The 21,972-nt window shown below is 50.2% G+C and carries 14 protein-coding genes; 11 read left to right on the forward strand and 3 right to left on the reverse strand.

From position 1 onward, the window contains the following. Positions 1–228: 228 nt before the first annotated feature. A complete protein-coding gene (locus IEY24_RS13640) occupies positions 229–2,532 on the reverse strand; it encodes a T9SS type A sorting domain-containing protein (protein WP_188932912.1) in 2,304 nt (767 codons plus the stop codon). A gap of 215 nt (positions 2,533–2,747) precedes the next feature. On the opposite strand from IEY24_RS13640, the gene IEY24_RS13645 reads away from it, so the two are divergent. From IEY24_RS13645 to IEY24_RS13665, 5 genes are all read left to right on the forward strand, one after another. Next, positions 2,748–3,416, forward strand: coding sequence for an RNA polymerase sigma-70 factor (locus tag IEY24_RS13645; protein WP_188932913.1), 669 nt, complete (start codon positions 2,748–2,750; stop codon positions 3,414–3,416). Between the two features lie 45 nt (positions 3,417–3,461). Further along, the gene (locus IEY24_RS13650) at positions 3,462–4,460 is read left to right on the forward strand and encodes a FecR family protein (protein WP_188932915.1); all 999 of its coding nucleotides are present in this window, start codon (positions 3,462–3,464) and stop codon (positions 4,458–4,460) included. A gap of 47 nt (positions 4,461–4,507) precedes the next feature. Continuing rightward, positions 4,508–8,023 carry a SusC/RagA family TonB-linked outer membrane protein gene (locus IEY24_RS13655; protein ID WP_188932916.1) on the forward strand — a complete coding sequence of 1,172 codons (3,516 nt, stop codon included), beginning with the start codon at positions 4,508–4,510 and terminating at the stop codon, positions 8,021–8,023. 21 nt (positions 8,024–8,044) lie between these two features. Beyond that, entirely contained in the window at positions 8,045–9,850 is a 1,806-nt protein-coding gene (locus tag IEY24_RS13660) for a RagB/SusD family nutrient uptake outer membrane protein (protein WP_188932918.1), read from the forward strand. Positions 9,851–9,956: 106 nt separating this feature from the next. Further along, complete coding sequence (locus IEY24_RS13665) at positions 9,957–12,233, forward strand: hypothetical protein (RefSeq protein WP_188932920.1); 2,277 nt, start codon at positions 9,957–9,959, stop codon at positions 12,231–12,233. A 120-nt stretch (positions 12,234–12,353) separates the two neighbouring features. On the opposite strand, the gene IEY24_RS13670 is transcribed toward IEY24_RS13665, so the two are convergent. Continuing rightward, the gene (locus tag IEY24_RS13670; protein WP_188932922.1) at positions 12,354–13,085 is read right to left on the reverse strand and encodes a GntR family transcriptional regulator; all 732 of its coding nucleotides are present in this window, start codon (positions 13,083–13,085) and stop codon (positions 12,354–12,356) included. Between the two features lie 288 nt (positions 13,086–13,373). Here IEY24_RS13670 and IEY24_RS13675 point away from each other — a divergent pair, with 288 nt between their 5' ends. Beyond that, on the forward strand, positions 13,374–15,728 hold the full coding sequence (locus tag IEY24_RS13675; protein WP_188932924.1) for an ABC transporter permease: 2,355 nt from the start codon (positions 13,374–13,376) through the stop codon (positions 15,726–15,728). Between the two features lie 28 nt (positions 15,729–15,756). Here IEY24_RS13675 and IEY24_RS13680 read toward each other — a convergent pair whose 3' ends face one another. Beyond that, positions 15,757–16,086, reverse strand: coding sequence for a helix-turn-helix domain-containing protein (locus tag IEY24_RS13680; protein ID WP_188932926.1), 330 nt, complete (start codon positions 16,084–16,086; stop codon positions 15,757–15,759). Positions 16,087–16,319: 233 nt separating this feature from the next. Here IEY24_RS13680 and IEY24_RS13685 point away from each other — a divergent pair, with 233 nt between their 5' ends. The 5 genes from IEY24_RS13685 to IEY24_RS13700 all read left to right on the forward strand — a co-directional run bounded on the left by IEY24_RS13685 (position 16,320) and on the right by IEY24_RS13700 (position 21,966). After that, on the forward strand, positions 16,320–19,532 hold the full coding sequence (locus IEY24_RS13685) for a M4 family metallopeptidase (protein ID WP_188932928.1): 3,213 nt from the start codon (positions 16,320–16,322) through the stop codon (positions 19,530–19,532). Positions 19,533–19,551: 19 nt separating this feature from the next. After that, on the forward strand, positions 19,552–19,683 hold the full coding sequence (locus tag IEY24_RS32970) for a hypothetical protein (protein ID WP_262892412.1): 132 nt from the start codon (positions 19,552–19,554) through the stop codon (positions 19,681–19,683). Then, entirely contained in the window at positions 19,680–20,849 is a 1,170-nt protein-coding gene (locus IEY24_RS13690) for a hypothetical protein (RefSeq protein ID WP_188932930.1), read from the forward strand. Before IEY24_RS32970 ends, IEY24_RS13690 begins: the two co-directional genes overlap by 4 nt. Positions 20,850–20,875: 26 nt before the next feature. Continuing rightward, positions 20,876–21,352, forward strand: a complete 477-nt coding sequence (locus IEY24_RS13695) for a T9SS type A sorting domain-containing protein (RefSeq protein WP_188932932.1) — start codon at positions 20,876–20,878, stop codon at positions 21,350–21,352. A 113-nt stretch (positions 21,353–21,465) separates the two neighbouring features. Beyond that, a complete protein-coding gene (locus tag IEY24_RS13700) occupies positions 21,466–21,966 on the forward strand; it encodes a PH domain-containing protein (protein ID WP_188932934.1) in 501 nt (166 codons plus the stop codon). Positions 21,967–21,972: the final 6 nt, after the last annotated feature.

Consider the following 21,972-nt stretch of genomic DNA (forward strand, 5'->3'; position numbering starts at 1 on the left):
TTTCTAACATTCGCCGGGCGTTTGGCGATAACGCTCAGGCAGGTATCCACACAATAACTATCCTGGGTCCAGCCTCAACCACGGGAAATTTAGTTCAGACAACAAGCAACGGCTGGGGCGAATACTCCGGAACATGGACCAATACAACGGGTAGTGCGCAAGTTTGGAGGAAAACAGTGACCATTTTGATGTAGAAAATAGCCTGGATGCTCGAAAGCCCCCTCTACCCTACCTGCCAATTGCCACCTGCCTGCTTGTTGCATTGCCGTCTCGCCTGGTGATCTGCAGAATATACATACCGGCACGCAAATGACCAATGCTAATGACCGGAGACGGCTTGGAACTTTTGAAAACCGCCCTACCCGATTGATCCAGCAACTCCACTGATATTGCATTTTTCAGAATAGCTTCGCTTAGCTGCAAATGGTCGGCAGCGGGGTTGGGATAGAATGAAAACAATTCGGGGTTTTCGAAAACCACACGCGCTATTTTGCTGTACGCGAATGTACTATCACGGTCCACCATTTTTAGCCGGTAAAGATTGGTGCCGGCCAGGGGTGCTTTGTCAATGGCGTCGTATTCAATGGTCGCCTGGCTGTTACTTGCGGCTTTTGTGGTTCCAATGACACCCCAGTTGCGTCCATTTTCGCTGCGTTGTATCTCGAAATGGCTGGAATTGGCTTCATCGGCAGTTGACCAGTCGAGATACACATGGTTCTCCCGGGCAGCAGCGTTAAAGTCGATAAGCGTCACCGGCAGCACATCCGTGACGTTTACAACCATTTCATATGTTTTCGCACAGCCGGTCTGGCCTGCGGTTACCGAATAGGTGTATGCTCCCGGAACCGAAGGAACGGTTATTTCGGTTAGATTAGCCGTCGTCCCGATTGTATTTCCGTTTAGCTCCCAGCGGTAGCTAAGTCCGGAGCAATCTCCTGCGCAGGCGGAAGACAGGTTGATGACGGTTCCTATCCGCGGGTTATTAACGCTCGCCGAACCTGTCAGTGTGAGCTCGCAGTCTATTTTCAGGTCGTTTTTAATAAAGATATTGACCGGTTCGCCGGCAGCGGCATTGCGCGCGGCCATCCACGTTTTATAAGCGTCACAATCGTCGGAGTAGCTGTTGCGATTGGTCACGCAGCCATTTTGCTGGATAATACCCGACAGGGTAAAATTGTCCTGATTTGCCGGCGCGGGTGTCGCAACGGGCTGACTGACCCAGGTTTGGGCCAGTTGCTGAATGGCGGGGCCTCCGCCGGCACTCAATAAATTTTCGAAAAACATACAACTCACCATCTGTGCGCCATGGAGGTAGCTCTCGGTAGCGTAGGAGACAAAATTGGAAATCCCAAAATTCGCATTGTAGGCCGCCTCGTTGATGTACAGTTTACCGGGAAGGTTGCTACGGAGAAGGTCAATAGCGAACCGGTGGTCGTAATAGTTATCGTCATTGATTTTGATCCCATCCAGTTCCTCTGCGATCTCGTTAAATGCAAATGTGGTTCTTCCCAACGATAATTTATCATAGGATGAGCCATGATGCGATATGACTTTGATACGACTGTCCACGGCCTTTACCGTGTTCTTGAAGATGTTATTAACTTCCTTCAACACCTGCGTCCGGTAGAGATACCAATCGGTACCGTCGGGCTGCGTAAACATTGTCCCTGATGGCCTTTTGGGAGTTATCTCACTGAAAGAATTGTAATCTGTTCCCCACACGAAATTGAGTGACTGGATCTTTTCATATTTACCCGCAAGCCACGCCCTGTAACCGCTTCTCATCGGTTGCGAGTAATCCGTGAGACTGTTGTTGTCCCGTAGGTTCAGTGGCTGGTCAAAATGGTATTTATCTGTTCCGGCCTCGAATTCCGCCTCACCCTGACGTGAATAGATGAGGTCCATATAGAGTAGTTCGTTTGTATCCTGAAGGTGGCCATAACGCTGCAATACTTTTTGAGTAAAATCGACTATTCTGTTACGGGTTGACTGAGCGGCCAGGGAGGTCATCACAAATTGCACGTGAACGCCATTGATCCTGCCGCCGTATTTCTGGAAAACAGCCTCCGTTCCGTCGTACCCCACGTTCAATATTCGCTCTTCTTTGAGCCACCCGTCGCCTGTATTGATGCCGTACCGATCCGAATAACTGTGGGTGACGTCATCACCCGTACTGACAGCAACATTGATCCCGACTTTCATTCCCAGCGAGCGGGCTTTCGCTATCTGGTCGTCGTACATCTGCCATACATTGTAATCCTGCCCATATTGTTGCTTCATCGACCGGGAAATGTATCCTTCGATTGCCCCCCACTGGATACTCAGAAAAACCGCATTACAACCCACAGCATGCGCATCCTCAATGAGTTTCAAATTGCTCCAGTTCCCTTCGTTTACCAGGCTGAGTCCCAGGTAACGTTGCTGGGCAAATGCGATCGGGCCAAGACTAACAACGTTGAGAAGACTAAATACCAGAACAAACTTTCTGACTAGCGCGGAACTGCTTCTGTTGGCCCGAAGAGTTAGCAACATTTTTTGCATAGAAACATTTTTTTGTGGTGTTACCGGTTCTGGCCAAAGTGCCAAAACCAATACGAAATTATTCTTTAAGTGGTCGCTCAATACTAATTTTATAAAAAAATTAAAAAAAATTCTACTTATCATCTAAGTGTTTCTATGGCCGAAAACGACCTTATGGTAATAGGCCTGATAAACCGGCCTTTTGTCGGCACTTTAACCCGCTAATAATGGATAGTATGGAATTGCCCGATCATCAAGAGGATGATCACAGCCAGCCCGCTCCCCCTGGCGGCGGCCCGGAGCGTCTTTCACATCGGCCTGCGTTTCCCGCCGAATCGGAGATGTTGCTGAAAAAGGCATTCGAATCGGATACGAATACCGGGATCGAACTGCTATTCCGTTGGTACTACCGCCCGTTGTGCAGCCATGTGGTCCGGTATGTTTCATCAAAAGAAATTGCCGAAGACATTGTATCCGAGGTTTTCTACAAATTTCACAAAGACGGGGTTTTTGCAACCGTCGAAACGTCATTCCGGAACTACCTGTTTTCGGCCGTGCGGTATAGTGCATTCGATTATGCCCGGCGCGAGATGAAGCGGAACACCTCGCTGGAATACGCCGAATATGTGACACTGCAACCCGAGCATCAACCCGACCATATTACCCAGTATGAAGACCTGTACAATGACGTACAGAACGCCATCAACACGCTCCCGCAAAAGCAACGCCGTGTGTACCTCATGCATCGGTATGAGGGGAAGAAATACAGCGAAATCGCGGCCGAGCTGGGCATATCTTACCGCACGGTGGAATCGCAAATGTACAGTGCGATGCAGGAACTGAGGAGGATCATCAAAGCCAAATGGCTGTTCACCTTACTCGCCCTATTCCATTAGCGCTTCACCTCAATGGTACGACACAGTATTTGCAAAAAATTAACCATGAAAAACGCAATAAACAAAGAGCTGATTTTCAATTACTTTTCAGGTAATGCGACTGCTCTTGAAAAGGATTTGATCGAACAGTGGAGCGCAGATGCCTCGGCCAGGGAGCAACTATTCATTTGGTTGCTCGAATGGGAAAATCAGAACATCCAGTACAGCGCCGATGTTGACCGCGCTATTACACGCCATTTCTCCCGCCTCGACGAACTTCCTGCCGAAACCGAAAGCACTACGATGCGGCCGATGCTGGCCTTCGCGGTAAAGGGAAAGTCATGGCTTGTTGCGGCAGCTGTGACATTAATGCTGCTATCGGGCGGTTGGCTGGCGCGCGAACATGTACGCTACGAAATCTACACGACCAGTTTCGGCCAGATCCAACGCCTGGTATTACCCGACGGAAGCAAAGTAGTGCTCAATGCCAACTCCACGCTCCGGGTCCCGCGCTTTGGCTTCGGAAAAACCACGCGGGAAGTGTACATGACCGGAGAGGCGGATTTCTCCATTACACATACGACAACCCATCAAAAATTCATCGTTCACACCGAAAAGAATTTCGACGTTGAGGTGCTGGGCACCGAATTTAACGTATATGCACGACCTCGGCGCTCCCGTGTAGTATTGAATAAGGGTAAAGTGAAACTGCATTACCTGAAGGGTTCCGAAACCGACCAGATCGTGATGAGACCCGGAGACCTCGTGACGTTCGATGCGCCCGGGCATGCTTCCGTAAAGCAAACGGCAAACCCGGCCAATTATTCGGCATGGAAAGCCCATCGCTTTGTCTTTGAAAATGAGAGCCTGCGAGAGATATGCAATCTTTTTGAAGACAATTTCGGTATGGAAATCCGCATCCCCGATTCGACCCTTGCCGCGCAGACCATCTCGGGCTCCTTTACCGCGCTTAATGCCGAGGAGCTTTTTGAAATACTGGCCGACGACTCCGGGCTTTCGTACTCCCGCTCGGAAGACGGAAAGGTCATCACCCTGGATTATTAAACCCCTTTGCCCCTAACCTTTTCTTACCTGCTTAAAAACCCATTTCTATGAAAAAACCGTTACGATCCCTTCTATTCGTGCTGGCTGCCGCTAGTGCCGGTTCTCCCGGCCAGGCGCAGTTGCTCGCGGCCATCGGGCAGCGGCAACATCCGTTCGTAGCCGAGCAGTCCACCAGGAGCCTCAAATCAGTATTGCAGGATTTCAAAACCCATTACAAAGTCGATATCCTGTATTTTGACAGTGTAGTACAAGGCTATGAAGTTCCCGTAAGTGCCGTCGATTTTCAACCCAATGCAGAAAAATCTCTTTCCAGGATACTGAAACCCCTCGGCCTGCAATACAGGAGATCCAAAACAGGGGGTTATGTCGTGATCAAACCGGTGAAGGGAGATAAGAAGTCACAACAGGCTCCTGTATCGAGCACCACTGACCAACCGGCCGACAGTCCGCTCCGGCAGTTCGCTCTCACCGCCTCGTCAGCCAGCGGGCAAGCCACCGATCCGACAGTAGAAATCGGCTTGAACGGAAAAGTTTCGGACGAGAAAGGCCAGGGCCTGCCTGGCGTGAGCGTGGTGGTAAAAGGCTCCCAGCGCGGGACGATCACCGACGAACATGGCGAATTCAAGGTCGAGGTGGCCGACAAGAATGCAATACTGGTGTTTTCGTTCGTGGGATTTTTGTCACAGGAAGTGAATGTAGGAAACAGGACCCGCATCGACGTTACACTTGCATCCGACACCAAAGCCCTCGAAGAGCTCGTAGTCACGGGTTACAGTTCACAGAAAAGGTCGCTGATGACCGGTTCTGTGGCTACAATGAATGTCACGGAAGAAATGCAGAATATCCCGACAACATCCACAGGGAACCTGCTCTCGGGTAAACTTGCGGGTGTTTACATCGGCACCCCCAACGGTATACCGGGCACCAACCCGCAAATCAGCATCAGAACGGGCTCTTCCCTCAACGCCCAGCCCATTACATTCGTGATCGACGGGATCATCCGGACGGCCGATGATTTCAACAACCTTAGTCCCAACGAGGTAGAGACCATTTCGGTATTGAAAGACGCCGCTTCGGCAGCTGTCTACGGATCGCGTTCTGCCGGCGGTGTGATCCTGATCACTACTAAAAGAGGGAAATCGGGTAAACCGACTTTCAACTATTCCTTCAACACGGGCTTCGATACCCGGACCAAAAACGCACCGCTCACGAGCGCGGTGCAGGCCGGCGAGCTGTATAACCGCATCAACGGTAATAGCGATCCCGCGGGCTGGGCCTGGTCGCAGGAAGAGATTGACCATTATAAAACCATTAACAACGGCTGGGGCTACGATCAGCTGGAATCGGTCTGGCGTAACCCGTCCACGTCGCAGCACAATCTGAACGTCGCTGGCGGCACCGAGAAAGTAAAATACTTCGCAGGTGCCTCGTACGTGAAGCAGAACGGCTTTCTGAAACCGCTGACTTACGACAAATACAACATCCGTCTGAATACGACGGTCGATGCCACCAAAGACCTGCAATTTTTCGTCGGACTAGGCCTAAGCAACAACCTTCAGGGTAATGTCACTTGGGAAGGATCGCAATCGCTGTACCGCAAATTGCTCGTATGGCAGCCCGATCAGCCGGTTTACACCGATGGCGGAAAACTGCTCGACTACGGCTGGATCGCCAACGTCGGCGGGACGGTGAATGGGAATGGCGGCTACGATAAAATCAATTTCCTGAAACCACAGGTCGTGCTGAATGCGACATACAATATCCCGGTCATCAAAGGGCTTAGCGCGAAGGCTGTATTCAGCAAAAATTTTGGATATAGCCGCCGGAAAGTCTTCCAGAAAAGCTATCTGATGAATATCATGAAGCGTGAGGGTGCCAACAAGCACATTATCCATACCGACGACGCCAGCATTATCGGTACGAAGGCCTCGACCAATATTTCGAAGGACTACCTGCGCACCGATGTGTCATGGGGCCAGGATTACCAGCTCGATCTCCAACTGAATTACGAAAACACTTTCAACAACGTGCATCACGTGCAGGGTATCCTCGTATATGAGAAAGCAGAAACCAGCGGAAGCGGCATTTTTGCAGGCCGGGAAACATTCCCCGTGTACACTACCGACCAGTGGTGGGCCGCAAGTGGTGCCCGTGCCGACGATTATGCGGGAGGAAGCAGCGATTACATCAACGGCCGCGCTTCATACATCGGGCAGTTCAACTACGACTACGATGGTAAGTATCTCGCAACGTTCTCTTTCCGGAAAGACGGGTCGATGAACTTCGCACCCGAGAAAAGATGGGGGCTTTTTCCTGCGGGAGCACTTGGATGGGTTGTATCCAAAGAATCTTTCTTCCCGGCTGCTTCGGGGATCGATCAGCTGAAACTGCGCGTATCGGCCGGGCTTACCGGAAACGACGCAATAGGCTGGCTGAACGGGAGCCCGGTACTGACCAGCTTTTTATGGCAGGAATCCTATAAACAAAATGTTCCGGCATTCTTTGGCACCGAACCTAAAACCGCTGCCGGTGTTACGTACGGATCGGTCGTGAACCGGAACCTCACCTGGGAAAAAGCACTGACTTATAATGCAGGCGCAGATATCTCTTTCCTCAAAAACTGGACGGCGACCGCCGAATACTGGAACCGGAAATCGTATGATATCCTCGGACCGAGATCGCTCTCCACACCGCCTACGTTCAGCCTTAGTCTGCCAGCGGAAAATTATGGAGTGATCAAGGCACAGGGATTCGATTTGAGCCTGGGTTTTGAGAATAAAAAGAAAGCATTTACCTATTATGGCAACCTCACCGCCTCGTATGGCTGGAACAAGGTCGTCACGCAGGATTACGCCCAGAATGCACAGGCAATAGACATTACGATGGGCAGATCCATGACCGTCATCCGCGGATTGCAGTTCGACCGGATCATCCGCTCTCAATCCGACCTTGACCAGTTTAACGGCGAACATCCCAACTACTCTTACAGCGGCCTTAAACCCGAACTCGGGATGATGACCTACAAAGACATGAGCGGCCCGCAAGGTACTCCCGACGGGATCATCGACACGTACGACCGGGTGGTGATCAAAGCGAGCAACTTTCCGATCGTGTACGGGCTCAACCTCGGCGGAAGCTGGAAAGGGTTCAGTGTGGACCTGATGTTCAACGGGAACCTCAAATACAAGAAATCGTTCCGCGACCTGTCGGGTGGTGTAGAATGGAACCGGATGTACTCCGCGTGGTATAACGACAGCTGGACGCCCGAGAACCCTAATGCGACCCTGCCCAAACGAATCTCGGCAAGCCAGTCCAACACTTATGGAGCTGAGTCGACCTACTGGTACCGCAATGCCGGCTTTGCCCGCCTGAAATACCTTACCGTGGGGTACACCGTGCCGCCCCGGTTGTACAACAAGGCACTGCAAAGCGTGAAGTTCTATTTCTCGGGAACCAACCTGTTCAACCTTACCGGTTTCAAGTACTACGATCCCGAAATCCAGGACGGTACGGCATATCCCATTATGCGGAATTTCAACTTCGGTGTAAACGTCACATTCTGATCAATCTAAAAGGATTTAATAATGCGTAAACATTTAAAAAACCTTCCGTTCTCCCTGCTCTGCCTGGCAGTGATGCTGCTGCCACAGGCTTGTGAGCCCAACCTCGATTATATCAATACGAATGCGATCAATCCGGACAACGTGTGGAACGACGAAAAGCTGATCAGCGCGTTTTTGACCGACATCCATGGCAATTCGATCCCTTCCTGGCCGGTGAATGGCAACAGCAGCGACGAAGCCATGAATGCCCCGGGCTCGATGGGCACTTACCTCAGAGGCATCATCAGCGTAGCTTCCGACGGGCAGAGCCTGAGTTATAACAATATCGACAAGATCAACTTTTTCCTGGCCCGGCTCGCGGATGTCTCGCCAGCCGTACTTTCCGATGAGAAAAAGAAACAGATGACCGGGCAGGCGCTTTTCTGGCGTGGATGGGATTATTTTTCCAAGGTCGCAACATTCGGCGGGGTGCCGCTGATATTGAAGCCGCAGGACCCAGCCAATAAGGAAAGTCTTTTCGTTGCCCGGAGCAAAACATCCGAATGCATAACGCAGATCCTCTCCGACCTGGATGCGGCCATTGCATCCCTGCCCGATCAATGGGATAATGCCAACTACGGGCGTATCGACAAGGGAACCGCTATGGCTTTCAAAGGCAGGGTATTGCTTTGGTACGCGAGCCCTTTATTCAACCCGTCGAACGACCAGGCGAGATGGCAAAAAGCCTACGAAGCCAACAAAGCGGCCGTGGATTACCTGAAAGCCCAAGGAAAAGGCCTCCTCGGCGCGTATGGGCAGCTCTGGAAGCAGGAACGTAACAAGGAAGTGATCATGGTGAACCAGTTTACCTACCCTGACCACCCTTTCAACCAGGCGGGCATCCGCCCGCAGCCACTGACCCAGGGCGACGCGAACAGAAACCAGCCGTTACTTCCGCTGCTGAATGCCTATCCGAAAAAGGATGGCTCGCCAATGCAGTTCGACGCAGCAAAACTGGCGACCGACCCGGCTTATAACGAGCAGTACATGACCGATTTCGTCACCAATCGCGACGACCGGTTCTACGCAACGATATTTACCGGCGGAACGCCCTACCCCACCCCTGACCTTCCGACCGGCACGCGGTACTGGAGCGCATGGCGGAAAATAGCAGATGCCGGCTCTCCCGGCGGCTTCAAGTATGTTTCGCTGGCCAGCGACCAGAAGTCGGTCACGATCGGGGCGGGTGTTTCGGGCTTCTTTGAAATCAAAGGGCTCGATAATACGCTCACCAGCACGCTAATAGGCAATGCCGCAACCGACTGGGTGGAAATACGCTTCGCGGAAGTACTCATGAACTATGGCGAAGCCGCCAATGAGGCCGGTAAGCCGGAAGAAGCGTTGCAGGTGTTGAAGGACATCCGTGCGCGAGCGGGCATTACGCCGGGCGCGGCCGGCAAGTATGGCATTACGGCCACGACCCAGGCGGGCATCCGCGAGGCATATATGGGTGAGCGTTTTGTAGAATTTGCGTTCGAGAACAAGCGCTGGGGCGATCTGCGGAGATGGAAGCGTTTTGATATCGTGAATAAGACAGCGTTTCGCCAGGGGATCTATTTTGTGTTGAAGGATGGTGCGAAAATCGAATGGACCGATGATATTTCTGACGCGGCGGTCCGCAAGAAATTCACGGCTGTGTTCATCGAAAACCTCGACGGCGATCCCCAATATAAATTCAACCTCGATCAGAACCACTGGTTTTATCCGATCAGCCAGGGAAACCTGGAGGCCAGCTCCGTGTTGAAGCAAAATGCAGAATGGGGCGGTACTTTCAATCCGCTGGATTAAAATAAAGTAGGTATGACGGGCGATGATGCTTACTCTGAAAGAATAGGCATCATCGCTTTCTATGAAGATTACCACCGGTCAGCGTTTTCAATAAATTACATCAAATATGCGATTTCGGATTCTCCCAATACTTCTCCTAAACCTCATTGCCGTTTTTCTGGCACCGTATGCGCGTGCCCAGCACGATTTCAGTACCAATTATTTTAAAATCCACATCAACAATAAAGGTTGGATCACGAGCATGAAAAATAGCACGGCTAATCACCGTGAGTTCAGCCCGACCGACAAGCCCTCCCCGTTGCTATCCCTGTTCGACAGTAAGAAACAACATTATTATCAACCGGTTAAGGCCATTTTTAACAAAACCAAACAGGTATACACATTGCATTATGCCAATGGCTCGGTGGCAACGGTTTCGCTGGCTGTTTATCCCAAATATTTCAAAATGAAGCTATTGTCGCTGCATCCGCGCAAGGGCATCGACAACGTCCAATGGGGGGCCTATCACACCAATATTACCAACCTTTTTGGCGAGATCATCGGTGTGGCGCGCGATACGAGCGAGGCAGTCAACTACGCTATCGGAATGCTGGCACTCAACGACAACACGCTCGGGGGAACATCCGAAACAGTTGCCGATGCGGCGCCATTCCAGTACATCATCCACAGCCCGGACAAAAAACGCTTCCCGCTTCCTGCAAACCTGCACGAAGGTCAGGTTTTCCCCATCGGGGGCGACGGGATCAGCGATGTGGCATTTTACGCGCACAAGGAGCCCTATTACAGGATTTTATATGGCAATGCGGCCCAGATCGACACCCAGGGCAGGATCTCTATTGCGTACAATTCGAGAGACAGGGCTCCGAAGCGGACGGTATTCTTTTCGTTGATACCCAACATGACCGCCAACATCCCCAACCACCTGGACGTACAGCCGCTGCCGGGTATCGACTACCTGGGCTCTTCGGTAGCCCTCTGGGGAAGCCCCGACAGCACAGCATTGCTGGATGTGGTCCAGAATATCGTGCGGTCTGAAGGCCTTCCCTATCCTACTTTCAACGGTAAATGGGTTAAAGATCCTGCCGCTTACGTGCCCGACGTGCTCACAAGCGGGGGCGTGTACGACAGCATTGTGCCTTACACGCATCAACTGGGTTTCAAGGCTATCAGCCTCTACGACCAGGGGTTCATCCGTCCCGATCGCGGTAACGGGGGCTATATCGACGGCAGGAATTTTGAGAAGAAACCGTTGAAAATGGCCTCGGGCGACAAGTCGCACAAGGAATTTTCTGAAATCGCGGCTCGGCTCGGCATTATCATCGGCCGGACGCCCATAACCACCGCACTCGCGCCCGGCACCAAGGATGCCAGTCCCGTTCCGGGTGATAGCCTTTGCTACCAGCAAAAACGCATTCTGACCAAAAGTATCGCGGCTAACGATACGCTGATATTCGTCAACGACCCACAATACCTGGATGAAATAGCAAGCTGGGAGGGCCATTGCAAGAACCTGAATATGATCAAGATCGGGAAGGAGCTTATTCATTACCTGGGTGTTTCCAAAGAAGCGCCATACCGCCTCCTGAACGTCAAACGCGGCTATTGGAACACGACAACCGCGAGCCATACGGCAGGAGATACCATTTACAAGCTGCAAGTGACCATCAACTACGGTTACGACGGGCTGATCCCCAATATGCAGTTACAGGACCAGATCGCTCAGTATTATGCGTCGGTTGCCAAGGTCAATGGGCTGGCGTATTATGACTTCGATGGGCAGGAGTTTTTGTTCAACAATGGCCATGGGTACTATTCGGTCAAACGCTTCTTCCGCAACATGTTTGAAAAAGGCAAAGAGCTTGGCGTTCCCTACATCCGTTTCACCGGGTCGACACTATCGGAAGGCTCATGGCATTATCAGAGTATCTGGAACGTCGGTGGCGGCAAAAACCTGTACGACGTCGAGCGACGGGAATGGGGCAGCGCTACGAGCCAGGGAAAAGACCTCCGGGACGTAACCTACGCGAATTTCTTCCCCTCCGGAATGGGTGGCAATTTCCCGGTTAAAGCAGGCTCGACCGTGGCGCAATATGAGCACATTCAGGCTGTTTCGGTCGGCATAGGTTCTACATACAGCCTGCAAATCAACCAGAAAGACGTGGAGGCCTGTACCGAGAAATATGCCATTTTTAAAGCCATCAGAACATGGGAAAACGCTCGTGCCGCCAACGCATTTCCAAGGTGGGTCAAGAAGCAATTGGCCGACCCGGCCAACCAGTTTCACCTCGAAGAACTGGATCAGAATACATGGAAACTCTACAAAACCGACCTGGACGGCAGAAATGCCAAGCCGTTTTGTGTGCTTGCACGACCGGTTCAATAACCAGTAAGACCTGGCAATAGCTGTCGGGGTCATTTTCGGTATGCAAAAGCCCGCGAATCTATGGTTCGCGGGCTTTTGCATATACCGCTAATTTAACGGTGCTCAATAAACGCAAACAGGCTATTCCCTCACACTTTCGACGGTGTAGATAAAGCTGTCGGCGCGATAGTAGCCCAGATTATACTCGATTGGCCGTTCGCCCTGATCAAACACAAAACGTTTTCGGAACAAAATCGGACTTCCCGGTTCGACTTCCAGTTTCGCCGCGGTAAATTTATCGGCAGATATCGCACTGATTTCCTCCTTGGACAACGTGGCGATCACCAGATGGTCCCTTTCGAGGATGTCGTACAAGGGCCGTTTGAAATCCTCCTCGCCCGTGAGGCCTACCCTGGGATGGAAGTAGGAAATGAAATAGACAAACGGCCCTTCGGCCTTGCCCCTGAGCCGCTCCAATTTGAGCACTTTTTTATCTGTGCCTATTTCAAAAAAGTTGGCAATTTTCTCATCGGGGGTAACCCAGGTTACATGCAGCTCGAAATTCTTGACGATGATTCCCCGCGCATTCATCTCCTGCGTAAAACTCAGCCAATTTTTTGATTTAGAGCTAATTATAGGCTCCGCAACCTTTGTACCGACCCCTTTTTTCCGGATAAGCAACCCTTCATAAACCAGCTTGTTGAGCGCCTGGCGCAACGTCGACCGGGAAATGGCCAGCCGCTTTGCAAGTTCAACTTCATTGGGCAAGAACTTGCCATCCAAGTGCTCCGGGGAGCTGATCATGCTACGCAATAGGTTCTCGGCCTGAATATGCAACGGAACAGGGCTTTTATGATCTATACTAAATTTCATATGGACGGATTGCAGTAGAGAAAAGCAAAAATAGTAAAAACGTGTTGAGCTACAACTTACCGAAATATTACGATCCTTTGAAACGGTTATCCGGGCAGCAGGCGTACTAAATTTAAACGGTACCGGTGGCTTTGATGCTCCCTGACCGTCCCCGGGCGAACGGCGCTGTTCGTTACCGGACAATTATTTCGCCCAAACGATCTACCAAAATATTGATTACCAATTAATTAATTATTTGGCAGGCTATTTGAGTCAATAATTTCAGACTTACGAGGAAGAACATAGAAAATGCTAAAAAACTATCTCAAAATTGCATTCAGGAACCTGCTCCGGAACAAGGCTTTTTCGGCGATCAATATCCTGGGCTTGTCCGTGGGCATGGCAAGCGCGTTGCTCATCCTTTTTTGGATGCACAATGAACTAAGCTACGACCGCTTCCATAAGAACAAGGACTATTTGTACGAAGCCTGGAACCGTGGAACGTTCGATGGCAAACTGCAATGCTGGAATTCGACGCCACAGGTGCTTGGCCCTGCCCTGAAAGCGGAATATCCAGAGGTAAGCAACATTGCACGCAACTATGGGCGGTGGTTTGTGGCACGCGTCGGTGATAAGAAAATTTCAAGCGAGGCAATCATCACGGACGCGGCGTTCCTCAGCATGTTCGACTTCCCACTCATACAGGGGAATCCGAAAACAGCGCTTAACTCGGTCAGTTCGATGGTAGTTACTCAGAAAATGGCCATCAAAATGTTCGGTACCGAGGATGTGCTGGGCAAAGTTATAGCGATAGACAAGGACAATTTCACGATCACCGGCGTAATGCGGAACCTGCAGCCCAATACTGCATTCAGATTCGAATACATTCTTCCCTTTGAATACCTGAAAAGGATAGGCTCGGTAGACGATACCTGGACTTTCAATACCGTAAACACCTATGTGCAACTCAAACCGGGCACCAATCCCGAGCGGTTTGCCGAAAAGATCAAGGACGTCACGATCCGGCATTCCAATAAAACCGAAGAACACGAGGTATTCCTCCACCCTATCTCCCTGTGGCATTTGTATTCCAATTTTGAGAATGGCAAGGTAGTGGGCGGGCGGATCGCCATTGTGCGGATGTTTGGTATTATCGCGGCATTCATTCTGCTGATCGCATGTATTAATTTTATGAACCTTAGCACCGCGCGGAGCGAAAAACGCGCCAAGGAAGTGGGGATCCGCAAAACGGCCGGAGCAAACAAGAGGCTTCTGGTCGGTCAGTTCATCGGCGAATCGATCCTGATCTCGATGATTGCCGGTATTATCGCGCTACTGGCCGTTTACCTTTCCTTGCCGGCATTCAATACGCTCATCGGTAAGGAATTGGAAGTACCGGTACAAAATCCTCGGTTCTGGGCTGCCGCGCTCGCATTCATTCTTTTTACCGGCATTATTGCCGGAAGCTACCCCGCATTCTACTTGTCGTCGTTCAAGCCGATCGGTGTGCTGAAAGGTGCATTTAAAAGAACGCAATCCACATTCAGTCCACGAAAAGTGCTGGTTGTGGTACAGTTCAGCTTCGCCATTGTGCTGATCATTTCCACGCTCATCGTCGTAGAGCAAATCCGCCATGCACAGAACCGCGATCCTGGTTACGACCGTGGACAGGTTGCCTATCACTGGATTACAGGCGATTTGGGCAAGCATTATGCGCAGATTAAACGTGAATTGCTTGCTACGGGCATTGCTACCTCCGTTACCAAAACCTCATCCCCGCTGAGCAGCGTTGCCAACGATACCTGGGGCATCGAATGGCACGGCAAAAACATGGCCGAAAAAATCGATTTCGACATTTTCACCGAAGACGAGGGCCTTGTAAAAACTGCCGGCCTGCAACTGATCCAGGGCCGCGATATGGATCTCACCAAATTCCCGTCCGACTCAGCGGCAGTGCTGCTCAATGAATCCGCGGCCAAAATCATGGGTTTTAAGGAGCCGGTCGGCCAGACGATCAAGGACAATGGCGCTACCTACCACGTCGTGGGTGTTGTGAAGGACTTTGTGATCAGGTCGCCCTATGATCGCCAGAGCCCGCTGATTATCGAAGGGGCACAGAGCTATTTCAATGTAATCCATTTCAAACTGAATGCGGAGAGGCCGGCTGCCGACCTCATACCCGCGGTGGAAGCGATTTTCCGCCGCTACAACCCCGAATACCCCTTCGAATATCACTTTGTGGATGAGGACTATGCCCTGAAATTTGAAGACACGCGCCGGGTCGCGAAGCTGACCGGTATTTTCGCTGGTCTCACTATCTTCATATCATGTCTCGGGCTGTTCGGCCTTGCCGCCTACATGGCCGAAAACCGCGTGAAAGAAATCGGGGTGCGTAAAGTGCTCGGCGCGTCGGTCATGAGCATTGCCGCGTTGCTTTCCGGGGAATTCATGGCGTTGGTTATCATATCGATTGTTATAGCTGTACCGGTAGCCTGGTACGTCATGGATCTGTGGCTTCACGATTTTGAATACCGGATCGGCATCCAGTGGTGGGTATTCGCGGTATCAGGCATTCTTGCGATCGTGGTATCGTTGGCGACGGTGAGCTATCAGGCAATACGCGCGGCGCTGCTCAATCCAGTAAAAAGTCTTCGCAGCGAGTAAAAAGAGTACAGAAAGCTCACGAAACGCATTACTCAGGGCTGGTCTTCCCCTTCAGGGCGATGATCAGCTCTTGTTGTGTCTGGATCAGCTGATGCAGTACCTGACTATCCCCCTGCTGAAATCCGGCCTTCGAAAACTTCACTTTATGGAGGCATATGAGCGTCTCGATATCCGTTTCGAGAATAAAAGCGATCTCCGAAAGACGGCCCATTGTAATGGAATCCTGCTCCTCGTTTTCCAGCTGCCGATAGCGCTGCTTTGAAATCCCCAACCTCCCGGCTACATATTCCTGCGAATAGCCCAGCCGGTTACGTACCAAACGTATATTTTCTCCGATAGGGATTTTGTCTTCTTTCATAGGGTGCCACTGACATGTGTTTTCAGGACAAAGCCGTTTGTTACCCAAGATTCCTATTCCCACTTTTCAATCGGCAACCGATTGATTAGCCTGCGCATTCTGCTATTCCTACTGTCTTACCCAACTAGTTAAAAGTACCGCCAGACTGGTTCTTAACCACTTGAAAAATGAGCGCAATGCAGCTTTTTTTCAGGCTATTTGCAATTGTATTTAGTACAAAAACTACACGCATTATGAAGAGAAGACTATTATTGGCTTTGGGCTGTCTTGCTTGCTTTTTGAACCCGTCGACCGTCACAAACGCTCAGCAGATCTACAACAAGACGAATGTTACGCAAAATCTTCTAACCGATTACTACGATGACTCGCAGCCCGTGCGTGTGATGGAGTACACGACGGATCAGGCTGGGACTATGATTGAACGACGATTGGAAGTGTTGCCTGAAAATGATCTGCCGTCAATGCGGGTCAGGGTGGTTAATGAAAGTTTTGAGGAAATTCCGTTTGTCAACCAACCGCCATTCGACGCTTTCTTCGACAATGGGTTTCCGGACATTAAACTCGTTGTGAGCGCCGCTAGCTTACTGCACGGAACCGAAGTTGCATTGAAGGTAATCAAGGACAAATTCGGCTGGATAGGCATCGATAACGATGCCGTCAATGGCAAGCCCATTATCTGGAATATAGTGAAGCCTGAAAAGTCATTGTTTATCGCGTCACCAAAGTATGGTGTAGTCACCAAAGAATTTTTCCTACCTATGGATGGAAGTGAGCCCGAAAAATTAACCAAAATCGATGCGGTTTGTCACGAAATGATCCATGCGATTGTGCATTTCAAAATTGGTAGCGCAACTGGTTCCGGAGTAGATCCTTGCAGTGAAAGAAAGGTACTGGAAGAAGCGCTGGGAGATATTATTGGTTTATACGTATTGAATGAATATGAGCAAAACTCTCCCGCACTTTACCAGTGGACCTGGTCGCAAGGATTGATTTACCCGGGCAGACCTTTTGACAACCCCAACACCCTCCAACTACCGGATACCTACTTCGGAAACTTTTATGCTAACGCTTGCCCCGCAGATGGCAGCTACCTCGTCCACCAGAATGCAACGGTAATAGATCACTGGTATTACCTTTTGGCGGCCGGCACAACAGGAACAGAAATAAATGACCTGGGATACTCCTATAAACTCAATGGCATCGGTGTTAACAAGGCTGTTCAGATCGTATGGAAATGTATTGACTTCATTACCCTGAAATCTGATTTTAAAGATCTAAAAGATGCCACGCTTAAAGCGGCCGAACAGCTCTACGGCCTTCACTCAACCGAATACCTTGCCGTTATGGATGCCTGGTGTGCGGTGGGTATTTGCGAAAACAATCTTGGCCCGTTTTCAATGTCGCCTGCTCACGGTACGACCGGTGTCGAGCCCTGGCCTGGGGTGAACGTAAATGTTACCTGGGAAGGCTTGCCCGTTGATGAATGGGAAGCTCAAATGGCAACCAATGCCGCTTTCACGGAGAACGTACAGAATGTTCTGATCAAAAACTTTAACGTTGTAATCAAACCGGGAGGTGGAAGCGCTTACTCGGGCTTTGCAACAGGCTATTACCGCCCCGGCGAGCGCGTATATGCCCGTGTACGCATTACGAAGGCTGGTGCAAATTTTTGTAAGGGGTATAATCCGCTTTGCGTACTCTACCAGCAATATGGCCCGGCTCATTCTTTTATACTTGATGATAAACAAGCCAAATTCTGGCATGCCGTGCCCGGTAATAGCTGGACAGTCAACCCCTGGAACGATCCTTCCGTTGAATGGAAAACGGTCAACAATGCCCATCAATATACCTACGAGGTTGCCGAAGACGACGCATTTACAAAAATTACCTACTCAGGAGTTACTCCCTTTACCGGGAATTTTTCTGAATCGGGCACTATCAACACGATTCTGGACGCAGGTAAAACTTACTACACCCGCGCAAGAGCTGAAAGGTCTAATTCTCCCAACCTGACAGATAATTTCGGGACATGGTCCGATACTGAGGCTATTCAGGTGATGATCCCACAAACTTCCGTCACACAGGGATTAAACCAGAAACCGGGTGATCCGGCAAGCACAGTCAGTAGTCTCGGCTGTTGGGTTACCTGGTATCCCTATCCCGGCACAAGCCATTACATTATTCAGATAGCGGGCGATGCAGCATTCGCTAACATTATGCGATCGCAAACCGTGGCGGGCAACCTAAACACATTAGAGGTAGAACTACCCGCGGTTCCTGACCAAACAAACTTGTTCATACGCGTATTGCCTCAGAAAGGCGGTGTATTGGGTATCTGCAACAATGTCTGGCGGGTAAAAACAAACAAAAACGCTACAACTCCGGCTATGAAAAGCCCTGCCGACAATTCTGTTTTCCCGTTCAAGGCATTCCTGGGAACCTTCGTCTGGAAGGGAGGAACTCTCAGCATGAACCTGGTTGATCACTTTGAAGTACACATCACGGAAAAATCCTCCAATCTCACCTCGATTTTCTCGACTCAGGGAAAAGTCTTTGATTTCCTGGTGAAGGACCCGCTGCTGTTCGATGACAAACAGGGCTTCAAAGTGCAGGTCCTGGGTGTAAACTCATTGGGTGCCAAATCGGCCTTGTCACTGCCATTCAATTATACCGTATGCCCCGACCACCCGGGTGTTTCATTCCCCGGAGACCTGGGCAAAGTTGATCCCACCAAAGACTTCAATATCGAATGGTATCCCAGCGCCTGGTTGGATGCAGGCAGCCAATATCTGGTAACGATTATGGACGGGGCAAATCCATTGCCCGGGTTTAACAACAAGCCCACAACGAACAACTTCATGCTGGTCCCGGCAGGAACACTCGTCAATGGCAAAAGCTACACTGTTACGGTGAAGAATTCCGCGTCCTGCCCCGGTATCACCCTGCCCAGCACCTTTTTCAATGCCGTCGGTGCAGGCGGTTCAAACCAACCCCAGCCTCCCAAACTGGTCAATTTCAACATCGAACTGAAAGGCTTCCGCAACGATCCCGACGGAACAAAGTTCCCGCCCGAATATGGCACCTCCAATTACGTCCTCGGCATTGAGCTTATCGACCCCGACGGCAAGCTGTTGCCACTGGTCGACCCGGCCGACCCTAATGGAAATCCGGTAACGCAACTGGATGTGGATTCCGAAAATTCAGGCGTCGTCATGGTGGGTAGCAACAAACCGGAAGGTAAATACAAGCTAAGACTTAAAATGCTCAATATTTTCGACCCGCTCCTCTATTACCCCTTTGATCAGCCACGGTTTTCTGTTTTGCTCAACGGGCAGACCGTCGTCAATAACCATGTCATCACAGCTGATTTTATTAACCCGGCCTCCCCTTTTAATGAATGGCAAAATGGATTTCAATTCGCTGATATTCTTCTGGATATTAAATAATTTCAAACACACTTTACTTATGAAACAAAGGGTATTCGCTTTACTGTTTGGCTTGCTATCCTGCCACCTGGCGATTTCACAGAACGAATACAATAAAAAGAATGTGGACCGGACCGCCATGAGCCGGGCAATCAAACCAACGCGCTGGTGACCCTGCCCGCACTTGCTGATCAGACAAACCTGTTCGTCAGGGTATTGCCTCAAAAAGGGGTTACCTATGCCGCATGCACCAACGTTTGGAGGATCAAGACGGACAAAAATGCAACATTGCTCACGATGACCGGGCCAGACCCCAAGCTACCTATACCTTATAAAACATATTTTGGCAAGATATTTAAATGGAACGCGGGAACGGTGAACCTGGCCCTGGTCGACCATTTTAAAGTCCGTGTCGAAGAAAAGGAATCCGGTCAGGTCGCCTTTTTCAACACGGTGGGAAAAACCCTCGAAAAGGAAATCGTTGACCAGCTTATATACGACGATCATCTTGGTATAGAACTAAGCGTGCTGGCCGTAGGCCCACAGGGCGCAGAAACAGGATTATCATCCGTTTTTAGCTACACAATATGTCAGGATCAGCCGATTCCCAAGTTCCCGAACGATAATGACAAAATAGACCCTGCACTGCCCGTAACGATCACATGGGAACCGAGCCTCTGGCAGGAGCCAGGTGAGCAATATCTGGTAACCATATTAAGTAATGGAATTCCTGTAAACGGTTTTAACAATACTCCCACCATGTCGACTTCGATGTTGCTGCCGGCAGGTACGCTTGGCAATGGGAAAAATTACACGCTGATCATCAAAAATTCCGGAAGCTGCGTCGGGCTCGATCCCTGGACTGTGTTATTCTCAACCATCGCTGGTGCAAATAATAACCCACCAGCCACGCCTAAGAAAGATTTAAGTATTCAGCTCAGTGCTTTTAGAAATGAATTGGATCCCGCCGATCCATTCTCGTTTGAAAATGCCGACTACACATTGGGATTTGAAGTTTTGGATCCCGACGGCAACAAAGTCGAGGTGGTGGACGGGAATGGAATTACAGTGTCCGAGCTTCTGGTCGATTCCGAAAATGCTGTTCTGGGGATGTTTGCCAAAGATCAACCGGTCGGTAAATACACCCTGAAATTAAAAATGCAGGCCATTTCTGATCCTCCCGTCTATTACCCCTTTGATCAGCCACGGTTTTCAGTAATCCTGAACGGGCAGACCGTGATAAATGAACATATCATCACAATTAATCCCTTTGACCCCATTTACGACGAATGGAAGGTAAATTTTCAATTCACCGACATCACACTGGACCACAAGTAATTACATCACACTTAATCAATTAAATCATGAAACGAAGTATCAAACTTTTGATTTTCGCACTGGCAGCTTCAACTGTTGGTATGGCAAATGCGCAGGAACTGCAACACTCACAACTTGATTTCGTCAGAAACGGCTCCTTGCTCACCGTCCGGAGCCCGTCTGGCAAAGACATTGGTACTGTCGATCTCGAGAAACCGGCTGTAAAGGGGAAAGTAATCGCATTTACTTACTCGGCTAAAAAGAAGCAGAAGATTGAAAGTGTCGCAAGTTCAATTAATATCTTCCCTAACCCTGCCTCCAAAGAGGTAAACCTGCAATTTAAAGGCTCGTGGAAATACCCGGTCGACGTTCAGATATTCGACAAAAGTGGCAACACGTTGCAAGCCACCCAGCTGAAATCTGCCGAACAGCCATTAAATGTGGAGTCGCTCGCACAGGGGTTTTATATTCTGAAAGCACAATCAGGTAATGCCAGCGCGATGGAAAAGCTCGTTGTGCAATAACAAGGAAGGGAGCATGAAAAACACCCACGCTCCCTTCCTTTTGGAATAGGTGTAGTGACTGATTTAAGGCAAAAATTTCCTATTTTTAGTCGTTATCAATTCGCCACGACACCATGAGGTACACCGCTTCCATCGACAAACCCACCAAAATTATTACTATCGGATTGACGGCGTTATTCGTCGCCATCAGCGTTTTTGAGTTTTTGACCTTTTCGGCTGACGCGAAAATCGGGGCATTTGTTTCAACCGCGATTTTGATAGCCGTCTACGCTGCCGGTTACATCTACCGGCCGTTAGCCTACACGCTGACAGAAGACGGACTGACCGTACATCGCCCCATCAACGATGTCACTTATTCCCTTCAAGCACTTGATTCCGTACGAATCGTCACGAAGGAACAACTCAAATTCACGATTCGTACATTCGGCGTTGGCGGCTTTTGGGGCTATTTTGGCAAGTTTTACAACTCGGTTTACGGCAAAATGACCTGGTATGTCACTCGCCGCGATCAGATGGTGCTTATTAAAACCGACAACAAGACAATCCTGCTCTCGCCAGACGATATCGACTCCTTTACCGGCGAGTTAAATTCCTTCGCACCCATCAAGAGTTGATCACTA

Origin of the sequence: Dyadobacter endophyticus, assembly GCF_014641595.1 — a bacterium.
Classification (GTDB): domain Bacteria; phylum Bacteroidota; class Bacteroidia; order Cytophagales; family Spirosomataceae; genus Dyadobacter; species Dyadobacter endophyticus.